At 60.0% G+C, this 19,935-nt stretch carries 21 protein-coding genes; 4 read left to right on the top strand and 17 right to left on the bottom strand.

The window, feature by feature from the left end; translation table 11 throughout:
* Positions 1-111: 111 nt before the first annotated feature.
* The 5 genes from JZY08_RS25485 to JZY08_RS25465 all read right to left on the bottom strand — a co-directional run bounded on the left by JZY08_RS25485 (position 112) and on the right by JZY08_RS25465 (position 4,013).
* The gene (locus tag JZY08_RS25485) at positions 112-1,047 is read right to left on the bottom strand and encodes a 2-hydroxyacid dehydrogenase (RefSeq protein WP_216332240.1); all 936 of its coding nucleotides are present in this window, start codon (positions 1,045-1,047) and stop codon (positions 112-114) included.
* 23 nt (positions 1,048-1,070) lie between these two features.
* Entirely contained in the window at positions 1,071-1,802 is a 732-nt protein-coding gene (locus JZY08_RS25480; RefSeq protein ID WP_003499529.1) for an amino acid ABC transporter ATP-binding protein, read from the bottom strand.
* Complete coding sequence (locus tag JZY08_RS25475) at positions 1,783-2,442, bottom strand: amino acid ABC transporter permease (RefSeq protein WP_003499527.1); 660 nt, start codon at positions 2,440-2,442, stop codon at positions 1,783-1,785. The genes JZY08_RS25480 and JZY08_RS25475 overlap by 20 nt, the downstream gene beginning before the upstream one ends.
* Entirely contained in the window at positions 2,439-3,143 is a 705-nt protein-coding gene (locus JZY08_RS25470) for an amino acid ABC transporter permease (RefSeq protein WP_082184744.1), read from the bottom strand. The genes JZY08_RS25475 and JZY08_RS25470 overlap by 4 nt, the downstream gene beginning before the upstream one ends.
* A gap of 66 nt (positions 3,144-3,209) precedes the next feature.
* Entirely contained in the window at positions 3,210-4,013 is an 804-nt protein-coding gene (locus tag JZY08_RS25465; RefSeq protein WP_216332238.1) for a transporter substrate-binding domain-containing protein, read from the bottom strand.
* A gap of 295 nt (positions 4,014-4,308) precedes the next feature.
* Here JZY08_RS25465 and JZY08_RS25460 point away from each other — a divergent pair, with 295 nt between their 5' ends.
* Both JZY08_RS25460 and JZY08_RS25455 read left to right on the top strand, forming a co-directional pair.
* On the top strand, positions 4,309-4,629 hold the full coding sequence (locus JZY08_RS25460) for a hypothetical protein (RefSeq protein ID WP_216332236.1): 321 nt from the start codon (positions 4,309-4,311) through the stop codon (positions 4,627-4,629).
* Positions 4,630-4,804: 175 nt separating this feature from the next.
* A complete protein-coding gene (locus tag JZY08_RS25455) occupies positions 4,805-5,827 on the top strand; it encodes a LacI family DNA-binding transcriptional regulator (protein WP_216332234.1) in 1,023 nt (340 codons plus the stop codon).
* Positions 5,828-5,988: 161 nt separating this feature from the next.
* On the opposite strand, the gene JZY08_RS25450 is transcribed toward JZY08_RS25455, so the two are convergent.
* From JZY08_RS25450 to JZY08_RS25420, 7 genes are all read right to left on the bottom strand, one after another.
* Positions 5,989-7,017 carry a proline racemase family protein gene (locus JZY08_RS25450; protein WP_216332232.1) on the bottom strand — a complete coding sequence of 343 codons (1,029 nt, stop codon included), beginning with the start codon at positions 7,015-7,017 and terminating at the stop codon, positions 5,989-5,991.
* 10 nt (positions 7,018-7,027) lie between these two features.
* The gene (locus JZY08_RS25445; RefSeq protein ID WP_216332230.1) at positions 7,028-8,737 is read right to left on the bottom strand and encodes an aconitase X; all 1,710 of its coding nucleotides are present in this window, start codon (positions 8,735-8,737) and stop codon (positions 7,028-7,030) included.
* An 11-nt stretch (positions 8,738-8,748) separates the two neighbouring features.
* The gene (locus tag JZY08_RS25440) at positions 8,749-9,990 is read right to left on the bottom strand and encodes an FAD-binding oxidoreductase (RefSeq protein WP_216332228.1); all 1,242 of its coding nucleotides are present in this window, start codon (positions 9,988-9,990) and stop codon (positions 8,749-8,751) included.
* The gene (locus tag JZY08_RS25435) at positions 9,990-10,712 is read right to left on the bottom strand and encodes an amino acid ABC transporter ATP-binding protein (protein WP_003499507.1); all 723 of its coding nucleotides are present in this window, start codon (positions 10,710-10,712) and stop codon (positions 9,990-9,992) included. The genes JZY08_RS25440 and JZY08_RS25435 overlap by 1 nt, the downstream gene beginning before the upstream one ends.
* Entirely contained in the window at positions 10,705-11,358 is a 654-nt protein-coding gene (locus tag JZY08_RS25430; protein WP_003499505.1) for an amino acid ABC transporter permease, read from the bottom strand. Before JZY08_RS25430 ends, JZY08_RS25435 begins: the two co-directional genes overlap by 8 nt.
* Before the next feature lie 12 nt (positions 11,359-11,370).
* Positions 11,371-12,036 carry an amino acid ABC transporter permease gene (locus tag JZY08_RS25425; RefSeq protein WP_003499503.1) on the bottom strand — a complete coding sequence of 222 codons (666 nt, stop codon included), beginning with the start codon at positions 12,034-12,036 and terminating at the stop codon, positions 11,371-11,373.
* Positions 12,037-12,107: 71 nt separating this feature from the next.
* The gene (locus JZY08_RS25420) at positions 12,108-12,914 is read right to left on the bottom strand and encodes a transporter substrate-binding domain-containing protein (protein WP_003499501.1); all 807 of its coding nucleotides are present in this window, start codon (positions 12,912-12,914) and stop codon (positions 12,108-12,110) included.
* A 466-nt stretch (positions 12,915-13,380) separates the two neighbouring features.
* On the opposite strand from JZY08_RS25420, the gene JZY08_RS25415 reads away from it, so the two are divergent.
* A complete protein-coding gene (locus JZY08_RS25415) occupies positions 13,381-14,418 on the top strand; it encodes an Ldh family oxidoreductase (protein ID WP_216332226.1) in 1,038 nt (345 codons plus the stop codon).
* 260 nt (positions 14,419-14,678) lie between these two features.
* Here the strand turns inward: JZY08_RS25415 and JZY08_RS25410 are convergent, their stop codons facing one another.
* From JZY08_RS25410 to ftsZ, 3 genes are all read right to left on the bottom strand, one after another.
* A complete protein-coding gene (locus tag JZY08_RS25410) occupies positions 14,679-15,644 on the bottom strand; it encodes a dihydrodipicolinate synthase family protein (protein WP_216332224.1) in 966 nt (321 codons plus the stop codon).
* Positions 15,645-15,752: 108 nt separating this feature from the next.
* A complete protein-coding gene (locus JZY08_RS25405; RefSeq protein ID WP_031234148.1) occupies positions 15,753-16,451 on the bottom strand; it encodes a GntR family transcriptional regulator in 699 nt (232 codons plus the stop codon).
* 291 nt (positions 16,452-16,742) lie between these two features.
* Positions 16,743-17,705 (bottom strand): cell division protein FtsZ, encoded by a 963-nt coding sequence (gene ftsZ / locus JZY08_RS25400; RefSeq protein WP_003499495.1) that lies wholly within the window; start codon positions 17,703-17,705, stop codon positions 16,743-16,745.
* 378 nt (positions 17,706-18,083) lie between these two features.
* Here ftsZ and JZY08_RS25395 point away from each other — a divergent pair, with 378 nt between their 5' ends.
* Positions 18,084-18,527, top strand: a complete 444-nt coding sequence (locus tag JZY08_RS25395; RefSeq protein ID WP_216332222.1) for a response regulator — start codon at positions 18,084-18,086, stop codon at positions 18,525-18,527.
* A gap of 480 nt (positions 18,528-19,007) precedes the next feature.
* Here JZY08_RS25395 and JZY08_RS25390 read toward each other — a convergent pair whose 3' ends face one another.
* Together JZY08_RS25390 and JZY08_RS25385 are read right to left on the bottom strand one after the other, a co-directional pair.
* A complete protein-coding gene (locus JZY08_RS25390) occupies positions 19,008-19,154 on the bottom strand; it encodes a DUF1127 domain-containing protein (protein WP_003499491.1) in 147 nt (48 codons plus the stop codon).
* Between the two features lie 159 nt (positions 19,155-19,313).
* Positions 19,314-19,916: a hypothetical protein gene (locus JZY08_RS25385; RefSeq protein WP_216332220.1), complete on the bottom strand. Its 603-nt coding sequence runs from the start codon at positions 19,914-19,916 to the stop codon at positions 19,314-19,316.
* Between the last annotated feature and the right edge of the window lie 19 nt (positions 19,917-19,935).

The raw sequence follows: 19,935 nt of genomic DNA, 5'->3' as shown, positions 1-19,935 counted from the left end.
ATTGCGCGGTAATTGCCGTCTTTCGCGGCTCTATTCGCCGAAAGCAGCCGGAAACGAAAACGGCGCGACAGAAGCCGCGCCGTCAGACGACAAACGTCAATTCGGCATTCGTCAGACAACCGGCGTCGGCAGGTCCTTGCCGGCGAAATGCGCATCGAGATTGGCGAGAACCAGATCGGCCATGGCGCGCCGGGTCTGGTGTGTGCCACTGCCGACATGCGGCGCGAGCGTGACGGTATCGAAGGCGAAAAGCGCTTCCGGCACACGCGGCTCGTCTTCGAACACATCCAGCGCCGCCCCACCGATCGTGCCGCTGGAAAGCGCCTCAACCAGCGCCTTCTCATCCACCAGCGAACCACGCGCCACATTGACGAGCACACCCTGGGGACCGAGTGCCTTCAGCACATCCGCATTGACGATATGACGCGTCTCGGCGGTGGCGGCGGCGGCGATGATCAGCACATCGCAATTGGCGGCCAGCGCCTCGATGCTGTCGTAATAGTCATAGGACACGTCACGGCGGTTTCTGGCGGTGTAGGAAATCCGCGCATCGAACCCTTCAAGCCTTCTGGCAATCGCCTGACCGATGCGGCCGAGGCCGAAAATGCCATAGCGGCGGCCGGCCACACGGGTGGAAAGACCCATATCGCCCTTCAGCCACTGGCCGGTGCGCACATGCTGGTCAGCCTGCGGCAGCTTGCGCGCCTGCGCCAGAACGAGGCCAAGCGCCAGATCGGCAACATCCGCCGTCAGCACGTCAGGCGTATTGGAGACGCGAAAACCGCGTTGCTTGGCTTCCGCCAGATCCACCTTGTCGAAACCGACGCCATTGATGGCGACGATTTCAAGATTGGGCAGTGCCGCACCAATATCCGCCGGCAGGCCGATATGACCACCGGTGACGACGCCGCGGATTGCAGCACCCTTTTCAGAAAGGAATGCCGCCTTGTCTGCAGCCTCGAACAGGCGATGCACTGTGAAGCGCTGCGCAAGTTCCTGTTCGAGTGCCGGGATCAACGGGCACAATTGCAAGATTTCAGTAGTCATGAACTTTCCTTTGTGCCGGTGAACTATTTCACATCGGCCTTGACGAATTGCCGGAGTTCCGGCGTTTGCGGATTGGCGAAAAGTTCCGCCGAGCGGCCCTGCTCCCAGATCTTGCCCTTGTGCATGAAGATGGTTTCGGTCGCCACGCGCCGCGCAAAAGCCATTTCATGGGTAACGAGGATCATGGTCATGCCGCCCTTGGCGAGGTTTTCCATAACCGTCAGCACTTCCTCGGTCAGCTCAGGGTCGAGCGCCGAAGTCACTTCGTCAAACAGCATCACCTTCGGCCGCATGGCGAGCGAGCGGGCAATCGCCACGCGCTGCTGCTGGCCGCCGGAAAGCTGGTCCGGATAGGAATCGAATTTCTCCGACAGGCCGACGAGTTGCAGAACCTCGCGGGCAATGTCCTTCGTTTCCGATTTGGCCACGTCCTTGACGATACGCGGGGCGAGCATGATGTTTTCGCCGACCGTCAGATGCGGGAAAAGATTGTAGCTCTGGAAGACGATGCCGACATCGGTACGCAGCTTGCGCAGCGCCTTGGCATCGTCGCCCAGCGCATGGCCGGCGATTTCGATGCGACCGGAATTGATCTTCTCCAGCCCGTTCATGCAGCGCAGCAGCGTGCTCTTGCCCGAACCCGAGCGGCCGATGAGGGCGAAGACTTCTCCGCGACCGACCGTCAGCGACACACCTTTGAGGACCTCCAGAGCGCCAAAGCTCTTGTGAACGTTTTCAACGATTACTTCCGGCATGAAGCCTCCTTTCCAGCCAACGCGACAGCTGGGACAACGGGTAGCAGACGATGAAATAAAGCACGGCCACCGCGACAAAGACGCGGAACGGCTGGAACGTGGCATTGTTGATGAGCTGCCCCGCTCTCGCCAGTTCGACGAAACCGATGATCGATGCGATGGACGTATTCTTGACGACCTGAACGGCAAAACCGACGGTCGGCGGCAGGGAAATGCGGATCGCCTGCGGCAGGATGACGTATCGGTACTGCTGGGCGCGGGTGAGCGCCAGCGATTCCGATGCTTCCCACTGCTGCTTCGGCACCGCCTGGATGCAGCCGCGCCAGATTTCCGCGAGATAACCCGAGGTATAGATCGTCATCGACGCACCGGCGGCGATCAGTGGCGGCAGTTCCAGTCCGGCAAGGCTGAGGCCGTAGTAGGACAGGAACAGGATCATCAGTACCGGAATGCCCTGGATGACCTGAATATAGGTGCCGGCTGCAATGCGCAGCAGCTTGTTATCCGACGTGCGGGCCAGTGCGATGAAAAAGCCGACGATGCCGCCGCCGATGAGCGCAATGATCGTCAGAAGCACGGTCCATTGCAGGGCGGTGAGCAGAAAGCCGAATTCGTTCCAGCCGAATGTTCGAAGAGTCATGACTGCACCTCCGGCAAGGCGGTCATCGTCTTGCGCGCCACCCGGCGGCCAAACAGCCACATGCCGACGAGGGCAAGGATGAGCCGCAGGCTGAGCGCCAGCGCAAGATAGATGAGCGTGACGACGATATAGACCTCGAAGGAGCGATAGGTCTGCGATTCCACGAAGGCTGCGGCGGCCGCAAGCTCATGCGTGGAAATGGCCGAGCATATGCTCGATGCCAGCATCATCAGCACGAACTGGCTGCAGAGCGAGGGATAGACCTTGGCGATGGCAGGCACGATGATGACGTGACGGTAGATCTGGTATCTGGTGAAGCCAAGCGCTTCGCCCGCCTCGATCTGCGACTTGTGCACCGCCTCGATGCCGGCGCGGATGATTTCCGTCGAATAGGCGGCAAGATTGATCGTCATGCCGATCAGCGCCGCCGTATCCGCCCCGACGCGAAAGCCGAGACCCGGCAGACCGAAATAGACGATGAAAAGCTGCACCAGAAATGGCGTGTTGCGGATTACCTCCACGTAAGCGTCCACGATGATGCGGACGATGCCGCCATTGATAGACCGCAGCGAGGCCAAAAGAATGCCGAAAGCGCAGCCGAGCACGATGGAGAGGACCGACAGCTTGATCGTCAGCCATATGCCGTTCAGAATCTCGTTCTGATATTGGGCGAGCGCGCCGAATTGAAAAGTATAGGACATGCGTCACTCCGTTGACATTTCCCGGCCCGCCGGGATGTTCCCCGGCGGGCGCGTTGAAAGGCTCAATCAGAAGCTTGGCAATTGCGGCAGCGGACGACCGGTCCACTTCACCGAGATACGGTCAAGGTCACCCGACATCTTCATGAGATAGATGGAGGTGTTCAGCCACTGACGCAGCTCGAAATCCTCCATCTTCGTCGCCATGGAATTGCCCTGCTGGAAGAAGGTGAAACCGACCTGCAGGCCCGCTTCCGGACGCTGCTTGATGATCGCCTCGCCGACCGTGGACGGCAGGGCTACGGCATCGACCTGACCGGCAAGCAGAGCCTGGGCGCTGGTGGAATCGTCTTCGTAGACGACGATTTCGAGACCTTCGACATTGGCCTTGCGCAGCGCGGTTTCCTGCGAGGAACCGCGATTGACCGAAACCCGCTTGCCTTTCAGGCTGTCGAGATTTTCGAACTTCTGGTCCTTGCCGGAGATGATGTCCATGTTGAAGGCGCTGTAGGGCTGCGTGAACATCACGGTCTTGGCGCGTTCGCCGGTCGGCGCAAGCGTCGCGACAAGGAAATCGACCTTGCCGGTCTGAAGGGCGGGAATACGCGCAGGCGGCGTCAGCGGCACCAGTTCGACCGGCAGCGACAGGTAAGAGCCGATAAGGTTGGCGACATCAACGTCATAACCGGACGGATTGCCCTTCTCGTCCACCATGCCCATCGGCGGCGCGCCGGTGAGAACACCGATCTTGACCTTGCCGCGCGCCGTGATCTCGCTGAGCGAAACGGCATGGGCCGAGGTGGTTGCGGCAAGCGCTGCTGCGGCAACGCTGACGGCAACGGTCATGTTCTTCAGAAATCTGGATATGCTCATGGTTTCTCCTCCAACCTTATAGTGGCTGCCCGAACGGAACAGCCGGCCTTGCGCAAATCGAAAAATGTTCTCGATAACATTTCGACGCGATTTACAAAAAACTCCTCCCAAGATGACGCAAACGCTCAAAACCACTCGAATTTACAAGTAAATTCAATGATTTTTTCCGGGTATCGATTTTCCTCTCATCGACATCATTTCGCGTTCTTGGCAGGAAGAGTAATGCATGTTATCGGTATCATTGCAAGTCCGATCTACAGAACTGTTGCAATCGGCATTCATTCGGGAGGAAAGCATGTACACACGTTCGGCCATTTTCGAAGGCAATATCCACCCCGGCCGGGAGGAGGAATTTTTCCGCATCGTCGAGGAGAAGCTTCTGCCGGTCTGGAAGCGCATGCCCAACGCGCAGGCCGTGCGGGTCATGCGCACCGAGCGTACGGACCCGGACGCCGCCGCCATCATCATGGTTCAGGAAATCGACTACCCCTCCATGGAAGCCGTCGAAGAAGCGCTGGTATCGCCGGTCCGGATGGAGGGCCGGGTACTGACGGATGAGATGATGAGCATGTGCGACGGGCGTTTTTATCATCTGGTCTATCGCCGAGTCGCATAAATCCGGTGCACGCCGCACCGATCTGCAATCATGCGGCGTGCTTTCCCTCCCTGTCTTCGTGTATGTCTTGTCCTGAAACCGGTTCGAATTGTTGCCGGCTTAAAAACTGGGGAGACATGCTTTGGTGGAGCGCACGCCCTTGGCCGCAGCGTTAGTCACGTCAAAAAAAGCAACCATGAGCGACGTCTCGAAACTCGCAGGCGTCTCCAAGATGACCGTTTCGCGCGTGCTGGCCGATCCTGCGCTGGTGTCTGAGGAGACACGCCAGAAGGTGATGAAGGCCATCGAGAAGCTGGGTTATGTGCCTGATAGAATCGCCGGTTCGCTTTCCTCCCGGCGTACAAATTTCATCACCGCCATCCTGCCGACGCTCACCAACTCCAACTTCGCCGACAGCGCACAGGGGCTCGCCAACGCGCTGCGCGCCGCCGATTACCAGTTGCTGATCGGCTACACGATGTACGACCTTCAGGAGGAGGAGCGCGTCATCCGCACCATGATGGAACGCCGCCCCGACGCCATCGTCGTTGCCGGAACGGTGCATACCAAGATGGCGAGCGAAGTTTTGATGCGCGCCGGCATCCCGATCGTGGAAATATGGGACGTTCCCGAACATCCGATCGACCACGCGGTCGGCTTCTCCAACTACGAAGTGGGAAGAAACGCCGCCAAATACCTGATATCACTTGGTTTTAAGAGGATCGGAGCGCTGGGGTCGCGGGCTGATGGCGATGTGAAGGACTGGCGCGGCGAAAGCCGTCTTCTCGGCTTTGGTGCCGCACTTCGCGAAGCCGGCATTGCCGATGACCTCATCATCCGCGAAGGCAGCGCCCCGGTCTCCTATGACCATGGGGCCAAAACGCTCGGCTCGCTGCTGGCGAAAGCGCCGCATGTCGAAGGCATTTTCGCAGTGTCCGATATTTCCGCTGTGGGCGCGCTGATGGAATGTCACCGCCGCGGCATTCACGTGCCCGACCAGGTTTCCATCCTCGGCTTCGGCGATTTCGACATTGGCAGGCAATGTTATCCGGCAATTTCGACGATCCGTGTCGATGCCCAGATGATCGGCCGTAAGGCCGGCGAATTGCTGCTGTCCATTTTGGAGCCGGAAAAAGGCGCTAATGTTCCCGAAGGCGCGCGGGTGGATGTCGGGTTCGAGCTGATCGTGCGCGAGACGACGAAGCGGGTGAGTGGCTGAGGAGCCCTCCTCCCTCATTCCTGTGCTTGTCACAGGAATCCAGCCGACGCGCGTCTGCGCGGCGGAGGGAGTCGTTTCAGCCCAAGGACTTGGGCTGACTGGATTCCTGTGACAAGCACAGGAATGAGGGAAAAATAGGCCCTCGCCTCTGGTAGAGTCGTTTAACGCGCACCCCACGTATCCGTCAGGCGATACCCTTCCGGCCAGGGATCGGACGGATCGAGCATGTGCTGGTGGATGCCGGTGATCCAGCCGCGGCCGGAGATTTCCGGCAGGATGGCCGGGCGGTCGCCGACCGTTGTCGTTCCGAGAATGCGGCCGGTAAAGGTGGAGCCGATCAGCGACACCGCCGTCAGTGTTTGGCCTTCCTTCATTTCACCGCGTGCATGCAGCACGGCCATGCGGGCGGAAAGTGCCGTGCCGGTGGGCGAGCGATCCACTTTGCCCGGCTGGATGGCGACGGCAGCACCGGCCCGTAGGCCCTCGGCGGTACGTTCCACCTTGCCCGCGAACAGGCAGAAGGAAAAATGACGCCAGTCAGGGTTCTCAGGATGCTCGAAGCTCAAAGCCTTGTTGGCGGCATTGGTGATGCGCACGCCGAGGCGGGCGATCTCGTGCGCTTCTTCCGGCTTCAGGCTAAAACCCATCGCTTCGGCGTCAACGATGACGAAGCTGTCGCCGCCATAGGCCGTGTCCACCTTCAGCGTGCCGAGGCCTTCAACCTCGAGTTCGACATCGAGCTTTGCGGCAAAGCTCGGCAGATTCTGCACGAAAATGCGCTCAGCCTTGCCGTTGCGGCATTCGGCGCGCACCTTCACCAGCCCGCCCGGCGCTTCCAGCAGCATATGCGTTTCCGGCTCCTGCATCGGCACGATGCCGCCATCCAGAAGCACGGTGGAAACGCAGATGGAATTGGAACCGGACATGGGCGGCGTATCTTCCGGCTCCATGATGATGAAGGCTGCATCCGCGTCGGGATGTTTCGGCGGCACCAGCAGGTTGACATGGCGGAACACGCCGCCGCGCGGCTCGTTGAGCACGAAATTGCGCAGCGTCTCATCGCGGGCGATGAAACGGCTCTGTTCCCAGATCGTTTCGCCCGGCGGCGGCTTAACACCTCCGACAATCACATCCCCCACTTCGCCTTCCGCATGGGCGGAAATGACATGAACGGTCTTGATACTGCGCATTCAAAACTCCTTAGGAAAGCCATGAAGGAAGAAGGGATGGGGCACGGCCGGTCAGCGCACTTTCAACGCAATCGGCAAGGCTGCCGAAGCGCACTGCGCGGCCGCTGAGGCCGGGGCCGTAATGGGCGTATTTGCCGGAATTGGTCATCAGGGCGCGGGTCTTCGTCGGGAAAACCGGCTCGGAAATGGAGCACCAGCAAAGATCAGGCAGCACCTGCACGCCGCTGTCATGCAGGCTTTTCAAGGTGCCGTCCTGGCCGGCCGCATCGATGACCTGCTGTCCGGCTGTCACGATGACGGCGACATCCGCATGCCGCTTGCGGCCGGCGAGCACAGCGGCGAGCGCGCGGCACTCCTCCAGCGAGGCATGCGGGCTGCCGATGGCAACGAGCTGCACGTCCTCCGGCCCTTCATTCAGCAGCGACCAGCCAGCGGCCATATCGGCAAGCGAAATGGTGACGATCTCGGCTGTTTCCAAAGGCGCAAGCCCGGCTTCCGGGGTCACACCCTCTATATGAAGCATGGGCGCGGCGGAGGTGGTGCCGAAGGCGGCGCAAAGCGCCTTGAGATCATCCCGCGACGGTTTTGCAGGGCCAAGGCCACGCAGCAGCGGAATGCAATCCGGCGCGGCCTTGCCGGCAAGATAACCGATGAGCGGCCAGAACGCATCGTCCACGCCCTGCGGTAAAGCCACATCGACAATGCGCCGCGGCCGGCGGTTTTCCTCCAGATAAACGCCCGAAAGCGGCGCCCTGCCCGTCATCGCAATGCAGAGATCGAGAAAGTCCGGATGTTTGGCCGTGCGCGCGCCAAGAACCGTATTGGCGAAGATCACGGCATTCGATTCGGCCCAGGCGATGGATTCGCCGGCATTCGGAGCGCTGTCGAGCAGGTAAGGCGAACAGGTGAAGGTCGGGCGACAGCCCATGCGCACATAGGCATCCGCCAGCCTTGCGGCCGGATCGCCGAAATCCTCCGGCACGCCCTGGGCGCGCCAATGCGCCTTGTCCACCGAAATGGCGTTCATCGTCGTGGGCACGCGTACCTTCGCACCCATCTCCGCCATTTTTTCCGCAAAGGTGAGATTGGCGGGGCTCGCATAGATGCAGCCGTCAATATGGCCCTGCGTGACATCGACCAGCGCTGACGCCCCCTGCTGGGCGGCCATGGCGATAATGATGCGCATCGCCTGCTGCGCGGCAATGCCATCACGGCCCTCGAGCATTGCCCGGTCGTCACCCTTGAGATCGAGATGCGCCGTCGCCGGCGGTGCGATTGCCAGGGAAACGCCATCGGCCTCGATGGTCTTTTCACCGATACGGACATGAGCGGCGCGGGAGAACCGGGCGAAATTCTCCGTGTCGAGGCGCAGCACCGGCAAAGGCTTGCCGAACATTTCGGCGGCGATCAACGCACCCAGCGTCAGCACATCTTCGGCCTCGCAGAAAACCAGCGCCGAGGGCGCGCGGCCCGTCAGGATGAGATCGAGCAACACGCCCGAACCGGTGCAGGAACCGCGGCTGGTGGGCATGAACAGCACGCCGCCGGTGAGACAGACGCCATGCAGCGGGTGGTGCACGTCAATGACCTTGCCGGTGGCGGGATCGACGCCGCCCCAGAAGCTCAGCGCCTCTGTGGTGGGGATGACCGCGCCTTCAGCCGCACCGGCCAATATGCTGCGTGCCTGAGGCACGGCTGCTGTCGAAAGGGAAGAAGACATCGAAAACCCCGTCAGAAACGTTGTGGCGAAAATGCCCTTGTATCGATGGCGGGTTTTTGCCCCGTCAGAAGATCGGCGACGATACAGGCCGTGCCCGCCGATTGCGTCAGTCCCAGATGGCCGTGGCCAAAAGCATAGACCACCCGCGCCGTATGCCGCGCCTGTCCGATGGCCGGCAGGCTGTCCGGCAGCGACGGGCGAAAGCCCATCCATTGCTTGCCGCCTTCGGTTTTGAGACCGGGCAGGAAGCTCGCCGCCTTTTTCAGAAGCGCTTCGGAGCGGGCGAAATTGGCCGGAAGCTCAAGCCCGCCCAGTTCCACCGCACCGCCGACGCGAATGCCGGAGGAAAGCCGCGTGACGACGAAGCCATGGCCGCCGAAGGTCACCTGCGTGCGCAGATCAAAAGCACCGGACGGCAGGGTGGTATTATATCCCCGTTCCGTTTCCAGCGGAATTTTTTCCCCGAGCGAGCGGGCGATGCGATGCGAAAAAGCGCCCGCCGCCAGCACGACCTTGCCGGCCTTGCGGGTGCGCCCGTCATGGCTCACCACCTCGACCCCGTCTTCCAGCGGCCTGAGTGCAGCAATATCGAGCCGTTCGATACGCCCGCCAATGGCGCGGAAATGTTCGGCAAGTGCGAGCGTATAAAGCCTGGGATCGGCAATGGAATACCAGCCGGGTGTAAACGTGCCGCAGGTGAAACGCGGCGCGATGCCGGGCTGTATCTCGGCCATCTGTTCGGCATTGAGGTGGCGAAACTCGATGCCGTGACGCTCCCGCGCCTTCCAGCCGGGAAGCGAACTCTCGAATTCGGCTTCGCTTTCATAGACCTGGAGGTTGCCCTCCTTGCGCAGCATGGCGATCGTGTCGGTCTTTTTAAGGAAGGGCTCAAGCTTGGCCTTCGACAGATCCATAAGCGCCGTCTGGGCCGCAGTGGAATGCTCGACCTTGGAGGCGGCACAGGCACGCCAGAAGCGGAACATCCACGGCGCGATCTTCAGCGCATAAGCCGGCGGCACGCTGAGCGGACCGAGCGGATCGAGAAGCCACTTCGGCGCTTTCCAGAGAATGCCGGGCGACGCGAGCGGCAATATATCGGTGAAGGCGAATGCGCCGGCATTGCCTGCCGACGCGCCCGCCGCCGGCCCTTCGCGATCGATGACGGTGACCGAAAGGCCGCGCGCCTGCGCGGCGATCGCCGCCGAGAGGCCGACAACGCCGGCCCCGATAACGATGGCATCATTGGCTGGCATTACCGCACGCTCGCCAGGAACTTCTGCGTCTCGGCATGCTGCGGCGCGCCGAACAGCTGGTCCGGCGTGCCGATTTCCGCCATCACGCCCTGATGGAAGAAGGCGACGCGGTTGGACACATCGCGGGCAAACGCCATTTCATGGGTAACGCAGATCATCGTCATGCCCTCATCCGCCAGCATCTTCAGCGTATCGAGCACTTCGCCGACCAGCATCGGATCGAGCGCGGAGGTGACTTCATCGAACAGCATATATTCCGGCGACATGGCAAGCGCGCGGGCAATCGCCATACGCTGCTGCTGACCGCCCGACATGCGGTTCGGATAGACCTTCAGCTTTTCGGCAAGACCCACATGGGTCAGTTGCTTGACCGCAATCTCTTCGGCCTGCTCCTTCGAGATGCCGAGCACCTTGCGGGGCGCCAGCATGACGTTTTCCAGCACCGTCAGATGCGGAAAGGCGTTCCATTGCTGGAAAACGATGCCGACCTTGCGGCGCAGCTTGTTGAGATCGGTCGATTTGGCATGAACTTCCGTGCCGTCGATGACGATCTTGCCGCTGTCGATCGGCTCCAGGCCGTTGATGCAGGTGAGCAAGGTCGACTTGCCGGAGCCGGAGCCGCCGATGATGGTGACGACCTCGCCTTTGCTGACGGTCAGGTTGATCCCTTTCAGAACCTCCAGCGGGCCGAAGGATTTGCGGACGTTTTCGATCTCAATCATTGGGGGACCACCGTCTTTCGAGATACCCGCCGAAACGGGCGATGGGGAAGCTGATAAGGAAATAGATGGCGCCGCAGATCATGAGAATGGTCAGCGGTTCCTGCAGCCGGGTAACGAGGATCTGCGAGGCGCGCAGAAGCTCGATGAGGCCGAGCCACAGCACCAGCGCCGAATCCTTCATGACGCCGAGTGTCAGCCCGATCCAGGACGGCAACGACACGCGGGTGGCAAGCGGCAGCACGATGTAGCGCATGTCCTGCGACCAGGTCATGCCGAGCGACCGGCAGGCGCGGCGCGTGTTGGACGGCACGGCGCCGATGCCGCCACGCACGATTTCCGTGCAATAGGCTGCCGTATAAAGCGACAGCACGACACAGGAGGTGGTGAAGGGCGGCCAGCCGAGCTTGGCGATCGACTGGAAGGAATTTCCGAGCACCAGCTGGATCAACAGCGGTACGGAGCGGAAAATATCCAGCACGAAGGTCAGCGGCAGGGACCAGTAGGGCCCGAGCTGGACACGGATGACGCCGAAGATGATCCCCATGATGGTGCCTGCCGTGACGGCGACGGCGGTGACGGCAAGCGTCATCCCCGCACCCTTGGCCAGGAAGGCGAGATCACTCCAGGTGAGAGCGGTTTCAAACATGGCTCACCTCTCTCAGTAACGGAACAGACGCCAGGCCAGCATTCTGGCGGCGAGCGTGACGATCTTGGCGATCACGTAGTAGATGACCGCGGCGAGCGCGAAGAATTCGAAGGTGCGGAACGAGCGCGCATTGAGGGCCTGCGTGACACCGGCGAGGTCCGTATTCATGCCGACGGTGACACCGAGCGAGGTCATCAGGATCGCCCAGACCATCTGGTTGGTGGCGGGCAGGAAGGCGACGCGCAGCATCTGCGGCATGATGATGAGCCGGAAGGTCTGCATCGACGTCATGCCGAGCGAGCGGCCGGAACGGGTCTGCGTATCCGGTATCGCTTTCAGCGCCCCACGGAAGTTCTCCGCGAGATAACCGGCATTGTTAAAGGCGATGCCGACCAGAAGCGCCGTATAGGGGCTGAGATGAATGCCGAAATTGCCAAGCCCGAAATGGGCCATGTAAATCTGGAACAGCGCCGGCGTGTTGCGGGCAACCTCCACCCAGATGGAGGCGAGTGCGCTTAGAATTCGGTTACCGGAAAGCCGGAACAGCGTCAGCACGATGGCGAAGGCCAGACCGATCACCATCGACAGGATGGCAATCTGCAGCGTCACCACCGCACCGTCCAGAAGCTGCGGCAAAGCCTTCAGCGCCTGATTCCAGTGAAATGTATAGTTGAACATGGGCGTCCCGCCTTTTCAGAAACGATCAACGGCGCGATCATCTTGACCGCGCCGTTTACGAAAAGTCCTGATCAGCGATAAACGCCGTTGACGGTGAGTGAGGGAACTTCGCCGCCAACCCATTTTTCATAGAGCTCGGCGTAGCGGCCGGTGCGAACCTGCTGGTTGATGAAGAGGTTCAGGTAGTTGATGAAGCCATATTCATCGCGGTTGGTGAAGAGCGCGACATAGTCGATGTCGTAAGGCGCCTTGCCGACCACGGAGATGCCGGCGAACTTGCCGCCCTTGACGTTGGACTGCGCAACCGTCGAGGTGGAAACGGTGGCATCGATCTGGCCCTGGCTAAGCGCGAGGAACACATCTGCCTGGGTCTGGTAAGGACGGAATTCGCCGACGCCCCATTCCTTGACCGACTTTTCAAGCGCGATGGCTTCGAACGTGCCGGCGGTTGCACCGACGGTCTTGCCCTTCATGTCTTCAAAAGACTTGATGCCGGACTTGTCGTTGGCGGTAACGGCCATTTCGAAGGCGAAGTAAGGCACCGTCATGCCGACCGTCTTGGCACGCTCAAGCGTATCCGACGTGGAAGCAACGCCGACATCGACGCGACCGGACATCAGCGCGGGAATGCGCTCGGGGAAAGGCGTTTCGACGATTTCAGCCGTGACGCCGAGCGCCTTGGCGAGATCGTTGCAATAATCGACATCGAAGCCGATCGGATTGTTGGCGTCATCACGCGCGCCCATGGGCGGGAAATCGAGCACGACGGCGCAACGCAGCGTGCCAGACGAAATGATGTCGTCAAGTTTGTCGGCCTTGGCCGGTGTAATAGCGAAAGTGGCGGCCAGCAGGCCGGCGACGATGACCGATTTTTTCATTCTTTATTTGCTCCCACAATTGGTCTGCCTTTGAAGGCGCGGTCACTATTTCCCCACGGGAGCGATAAATCAACATAAAAATACAAGGAGTATACAAAAAGAATTTTTTGCATGTGCGAATGATCGGAATTTTGTCAGGCAAGCTTTATGGAAAACGGTGCAGGAAAATGTGGAGCGGCGCAGAAAGGCCCGACGCCCCTCATTCCTGTGCTTGTCACAGGAATCCAGTCGGCACGCGTCGGCGGGACGGGAAGAGTCTTTTCAGCCCAAAGACTTGGGCTGGCTGGATTCCTGTGACAAGCACAGGAATGAGGGCGCGGGAAACGTCGTGGAAAACCGGGAGCTTTGCGCCTAGCGCTTTGATCTGCGCTCTCATAACACTTCACTGAAAAGACGAGTTGCAATAGCACCGCCTTTGTATACTTTATGTATTCAAAATGTGCGAGCCCGACATCGGAGGATTATGATGAGCGACACCACCACCTTGACCATTGGAGAGCTTTCGGCCCGGATCGAAGCAATTTTTCGCAAGGCCGGTCTCAATGCCGTCCAGTCGGGAGCGATCGCACGCGTCATCACGGCCGGTGAGAGGGACGCCTGTAAATCCCATGGCATTTACCGCATCGAAGGTGCGCTCCGCACCGTCAAGGCGGGCAAGGTGAAGCCCGATGCAATCCCGGAAGTGGCCGAAGATGACGGCACGGCGATCGTGAAGATCAACGCCAATGGCGGATTTGCCAACCCCGCTTTCGAGCTTGGCCTGCCTGTTCTGGCCGAGCGGGCGAAACGCTCCGGCATCGCCGCGCTCGTCATCAATGACTGCACCCATTTCTCGGCGCTCTGGCCGGAAGTCGAGAGCCTTACGTCGAATGGCCTTGCCGGGCTGGTGATGTGCCCGAGCTATTCCACCGTAGCACCCACCGGTGGAGCCAAACCGCTGCTCGGCACCAACCCCTTCGCCTTCGGCTGGCCGCGCAGGGACACTTCCCCTTACGTCTTTGATTTCGCGACATCGGTTGCGGCGCGTGGTGAAATAGAGTTGCATCGGCGCGCGGGAAAATCCCTGCCGGAAGGCTGGGCTCTGGATGCCGATGGCAAGCCGACGACCGACCCCGAGGCGGCCCTTGCCGGCTCGATGCTGCCCTTCGGCGGCCACAAGGGATCGGCCATCGGCACGATGATCGAGCTTCTCGCCGGCATCATGATCGGCGACCTGACCAGCCCCGAAGCGCTCGAATTTCTCGGCACCACGACGCTTGCCCCGACCCATGGTGAGTTGATTATCGCCTTTTCCCCGGAAGCGTTCGCCAAGGGCCGCCCGGGCGATCCGTTCCAGCGCGCGGAAGTGCTGTTCGACGCCATCATCGGCCAGGGCGCCCGCCTGCCCTCCGGCCGACGCTTCACCGCCCGCGCCAAATCCGAAAGCGAAGGCATCACGCTTACCGCCGCGGAAATGGCCGGGCTCGACCGGCTGCTGGAAAAGGGGCTGGATGCGGTTACCTGACCGTGTTTGGATATGGAAATGAAAAAGGCCCGCGATTGCGGGCCTTTTTCATGGTGACACAGCATCCCCGCTCCGTCACCCCGGACTAGATCCGGGGTCCAGTGCGATCAAGTCCTTGATCGCAGAAGAGTCCTTTCACAGCGCAGACGCGCCGTGGCTGGATGCCGGATCAAGTCCGGCATGACGGAGGAGAGACATCAAACCTCATCACATGCAAAAAAGGCCCGCAATTGCGGGCCTTTTTTTACAGCAGCAATATCTCAGGCCGCCTTGCAGCCCTGTACAGCGCCCGGAAGCTTGCTCCAGTCGGCATACCAGCTGTTGAACAGCTTGAACTGCGCCTCGACATAACCGCGCTGGCTGTCTGTCAGGGCGTCGGTCTCGTTGAAGTGCAGCGTGTATTCCTTGTCGCCCTTCAGCACCATCATGTGCTTGAAATAAAGAACCAGATCCGGGCCTTCATCGAAGGAGGAGAGCACGGCCAGCGCCTGTTCCAGTTCCAGCGCGCGGGCGCGGGCATCGGCATCGCCCTTGGCGGCGGCCTGCGACAGCTTGCAGAGATGAATGACTTCCTTCGGCAGAACATTGCCGATGCCGGTGATGGCGCCGGTTGCGCCGCAATTGACGAAGCCGTGGACGACGGCGGTATCGACGCCGATCATCAGGGTCACGTCATCATCGCGGCTGGTGATGTTTTCAGCGGCATAACGCATATCGGCCGGGCCGCCGAATTCCTTGAAGCCAACGAGGTTCTTGTGTTCGGCACGCAGCGCGAAGAAGAGATCGGCGCGGGTGGCGAAGCCGTAATAGGGGCTGTTGTAGATGACAGCAGGAATTTCTGGAGCGGCAGCAAGGATGGCCTTGAAATGCGCCTTCTGGGCGGAGATGACCGAACCGCGCGACAGGACGCGCGGAATGACCATCAGGCCCTTTGCGCCAACCTTCTGGGCATGGGCGGCGTGCGCGACGGCAGATGCCGTGTTGACGGCGCCGGTGCCGACGATGACCGGAATGCCGGCTTTCACCAGACGCTCCACGCCTTCCATGCGCTGCTCGTCCGTCAGGAGCGGCCAGTCGCCCATGGAACCGCAATAAACGACTGCCGACATTCCATCGGCGATCAGTTCCTTGCCCTTGCGGACAAGCGCGTCGAAATCGGGAGTGCGATCATCCTTGCAGGGGGTCATCAAGGCGGGAATCACGCCGGAAAAAATGCTGGCCGTCATTACTAGCTCCTAAGGGACAGTTTTTCAGGAATGGACGCACCTCCGCGCCATCCTTTCGACAAGGACATTACAATCTTGTATTTTATTTGTCGACAAGAAATCGACAAGCTATAGATTTATTTCCAGGCGCTCGTTGCGCACCAGCAGTTTCTGCACCTGCCGCACGATCTGCTCGGCGTGTTCGCGGGCCAGTTTCTCGGAAAGAACGGTATCGCGCGCGGCAATCGCAGCGATGATCTCATCGTGATCATCGACGAAGCGTTTCGGCAGGCGATCGTCATAGGACTGGTAATAAAGCCTGAGGATGCGCCGTCCCTCGTCCAGCAGGCGCTTGAAAAGGCTGGTGAAATAGGGGTTGCGCCCGGCTTCGGCGATCGAAAGGTGAAGCGCGGCATTGGTGGAAATCATCGCCAGCGCATCCTGCTCTTCCACCGCAATGGCAAATTCCGCATTATGGGCGCGGATGCCGGCCAGATCCTCCGGGCGATGATATTGCGCGGCAAGCTGGGTCGTGACCCGGTACATCAGCACCAGCGCATCGAAATAGGTATGCATGTTGAGGAAATCGATATTCGACACCATGGTCGAACGGTTCGGCAGCGTATCGATCAAACCCTCGCCCGAAAGCCGCACCAAGGCCTCGCGAATGGGCGTGCGCGACATCTTGAACCGCTCGGCAAGCTGCACCTCGTCAATGGGGCTGCCGGGCGGCAGGACCAGATCGAGAATTTCGTCGCGCAGCAGATCATAGACCATCTTCACGCCGGAGCCGCGCTTGCGCTCGGCAGATGCAATAATATCCGTCATCATCAAATCCCTCTTGTCGACATAAAGAGTACTATTATATTTTTTCCCGATCAACGCCGCGTTGCATCGCCCGCACTTCGAATGGCGGAATAATTGTTCAAAAACAACAAAAAGCCGTCGCGAAAATTACCCGCGACGGCTTTGCTTATTCAATTTGTGGCGCTGGTGCCTTGCCAGCCAACGCCGCGGCTCGGAACGGACAGTTTACAAATGGAGCGAGGAGCACCCACCTTGCTTCTTCTCCCCACGGGGAGAAGAAACGAGCCGCGAAGTCGCTCCTCAAACGAAACGTCAGTTGCGCAGGCCGGTGGCCACGACGGAAATCTTGAAAGCACCGTCCAGCGTCGGATCGAAGGAGGCGCCCATCACCACATCCGTCTCCTCGCTCACCGCCTCGCGCACCAGCGTCATCGCCTCATCGATCTCGTAAAGCGTCAGATCGTTGCCGCCCGAGATGGAGACCAGCGCGCCGCGCGCTTCCTTCAGCGAGGGTTCGCCGAGCAGCGGATTGGCGATGGCAGCAGCTGCCGCTTCCGAGGCGCGCTTCTCGCCCTTGGCCTGGGCTGTGCCCATCAGTGCACGTCCGCCATTCTTCATGACGTAACGCACATCGGCGAAATCGAGATTGACCAGACCTTCGCGCAGGATGAGATCGGTGACGCAGCGCACGCCGAGCGACAGAACCTTGTCGGCCGTCTTCAACGCGTTCTCGAAGGTGGTGCCGGCATCCGCAATGCGCAGCAGGTTCTGGTTGGGAATGACGATGACGGTATCGGCGGTGTTCAGCAGATTGGCGAAACCATATTCGGCGGCCCGCATGCGGCGCGCGCCTTCGAAGCTGAACGGCAGGGTGACGACGCCGACGGTCAGGATGTTCTTCGCACGGCAGGCTTCGGCGATGACGGGTGCAGCACCCGTACCGGTGCCGCCGCCCATGCCGGCGGTGATGAAGCACATGTCGTAACCGCTCAAGTGATCCATGATCTCGTCGAGCGAATCGATCGCGGCCTGGCGGCCGACTTCCGGATCAGCACCCGCTCCCAGCCCGCCGGTCAGCTCGGAGCTGAGCTGCACGAGCCTTGGTGCGTTGGTCTTCTTCAGCGCCTGCGCATCCGTATTGGCCGCGATGAAATCGACGCCGCCAATGCCCTCGGCGATCATGTTGTTGATCGCATTTCCGCCACCTCCACCAACGCCGATAACGGCGATATTGGGCGTGTTGCGGGCAATGGTGGCGCGCGGAGACTGGGTCATCGTTTTATTCTCTTTCTGAACTCATAGGGTCTCGCGCCGTTTTTTGAGCGCGGCACGCGAATGATCGGCAAGGTCCCAGCACTTTCCTTCTGATGCGCGAAGGAGGCTGTAACGCTTTGAATTTGCATGTAAGCCGCTCTGCCGCTTGCGGCAAATGGCCTGTACTCCTGGGGCGAAAGATGCGCTACGGCGACTTTCTCCGACCCCTTCCCCGGATGAAAACCGAACCGAATCAACTGCTTCGCTATCGAGAGGTGATAGCTGAAAAGCCATGTGGTTTACACTCCATTCACCATGTTTATCTCACTTTGGAACGAGTTGCTCCGACAAGTGTTTGCTTGCCGACAGCGCTAAAGCGCACATAATGGAGGCAGGCATATGTTGGCAGACGTCTTGCAAAGCGAACCGGGTTTCCACACGGAACAACCGCGTGTGCTGATCGTGGAAGACGAGTTCCTCATCGCCATGGATATCGAGGATTCCATTCTGCAGGCGGAAGAAGAGGCCAATGTCATCGGCATCGCCAACCGGCTGGATCAGGCCGTGGCGCTCGGCAGCCGCGCCGACATCGCCTTCGTTGACGTCAACCTTGCCGACGGCCAGACGGGCCCCGAAGTCGGACGGCGGTTGTCTCAGGATCATGGCGTCGTGGTGATCTTCATGACGGCGAACCCGGAAGTGGTGGTCAATCTCGGCATCGGCGCCGGGGTAATTGCAAAACCCGTACCGCAGGATGCCGTGGAACAATGCCTGACCTACGCACTTGCCAGACGCGCCGGCACACGCGCCGTCACGCCAATCGGCATGATGGTTTTCGACTGAGCTATTTTCCTGAAGGCAAAACGAAGAGACGAAAGCAAAAAAGCCTGCCGCGGGAGGAGGTGCGGCAGGCTTTTTGAAAAAATGAACAGCGATATGGGAGGAGGAAAACCGCTGTCCCCGGGGCAATCCTTGGGAGGAGGAGTAGGATCGCCCGCATACCGAAACGATGTGGGAGGAGGTACATCCGTTTCGATGATTGGAAGATAGCATTTTCCTGCGCGTTTTGCAGGCACAAGGTTGCAGCACAGATATGCGTTTGGCGCATAACCAATATTGGCGGCAGAATTCCCGGCGACTATTGCGCCGAGACCGCCGCAATATCGCTGCAACGGCACCAGTCACCGTCCCTGAATACATCACCGCCCGTTGCAGGCAATGATCCACGGATCAAGGACGGCGATATCGCAGCAGCAGAGTCCAAAAACAAAAACGCCCGCTAAGCGGGCGTTTGGGCATTCAAAAGCGGCATTTTCGCCTTGATTACTTGCCGACTGCGGCGCGGGCGACGCTGGTGATCTGGCTGCGGTCGAGACCGAGATCATGCAGTTCGCGGGCGCTCATGCGGCCGAGTTCGTTGACGGTCTGACGATATTTGCGCCAATTGTTGAAGCTGCGTGCTACGTTCATGACATGACCCTTTCTGAGGTTTAGGTGACGTCAGCAACGTTTTCGTTCCGGCGTCCTTCGATGTCCTCTATATGCGCCTTGTCGTGACCAATGAACAGGCAGAATAAGGCAATCCACCCATGCACTGCACGCAGGGCATGCAATTTGACTGCAAAAGCGTCAGAACTTGTAGCGCACGCCGAATACATTGGCATTGGTCGCACCCTTCATGTTTCCAAGCGTCTTGCCGCCACCGGAACGGTGGTGAAGCCGCCAGAAGAGTTCCGTCGAGGAATCCTCGCTGAAGGAGACGTTGATTTCCGGACCGAGGTAAAACAGGACATTGGCATTGCCGTCATCCTTGATTTCCTGCTCCCGCTCCCGGCCGCGCTGTGCGTCGTTCACGAGGCTCAGGCCCGCCGTGAAGCTCGGGGTGATGAACAGGCGTTCTCCGAGCCTGATCTGCTCGTAGCGCGCAACCGGCCCCGCCCAGACCTCGCCGGAGAAGCCCTTGCCAAATCTCGCGGCAATGCCGATTTCGCCACCCAGCTTCACATTGCCGATGCTGTAGGGATAAAACTGGTAACCGCCACCAATAATGGCGTTCCTCTCATATTCCACCGGAATGAGAGCAGCGCTTTTCAGCATGTCTTCCTTCGTCATGGCGCCGGCAAAGCCGAATATCGCTTCGCTCGTCTCCGAAGTCATATCCTCCGACGCGAAAGATGATGTCGCGGCCAGTGCTATCATGGCCGCCAGCGACAGACGTGCTGCAATATTCATTGTGCTACTCCTGAACAAA

Origin of the sequence: Rhizobium sp. X9, assembly GCF_018873185.1 — a bacterium.
GTDB classification, from domain to species: domain Bacteria; phylum Pseudomonadota; class Alphaproteobacteria; order Rhizobiales; family Rhizobiaceae; genus Agrobacterium; species Agrobacterium oryzihabitans.
The sequence above is the reverse complement of the archived record's forward strand: the minus strand, read 5'-3'. Positions and strand labels throughout refer to the sequence as shown.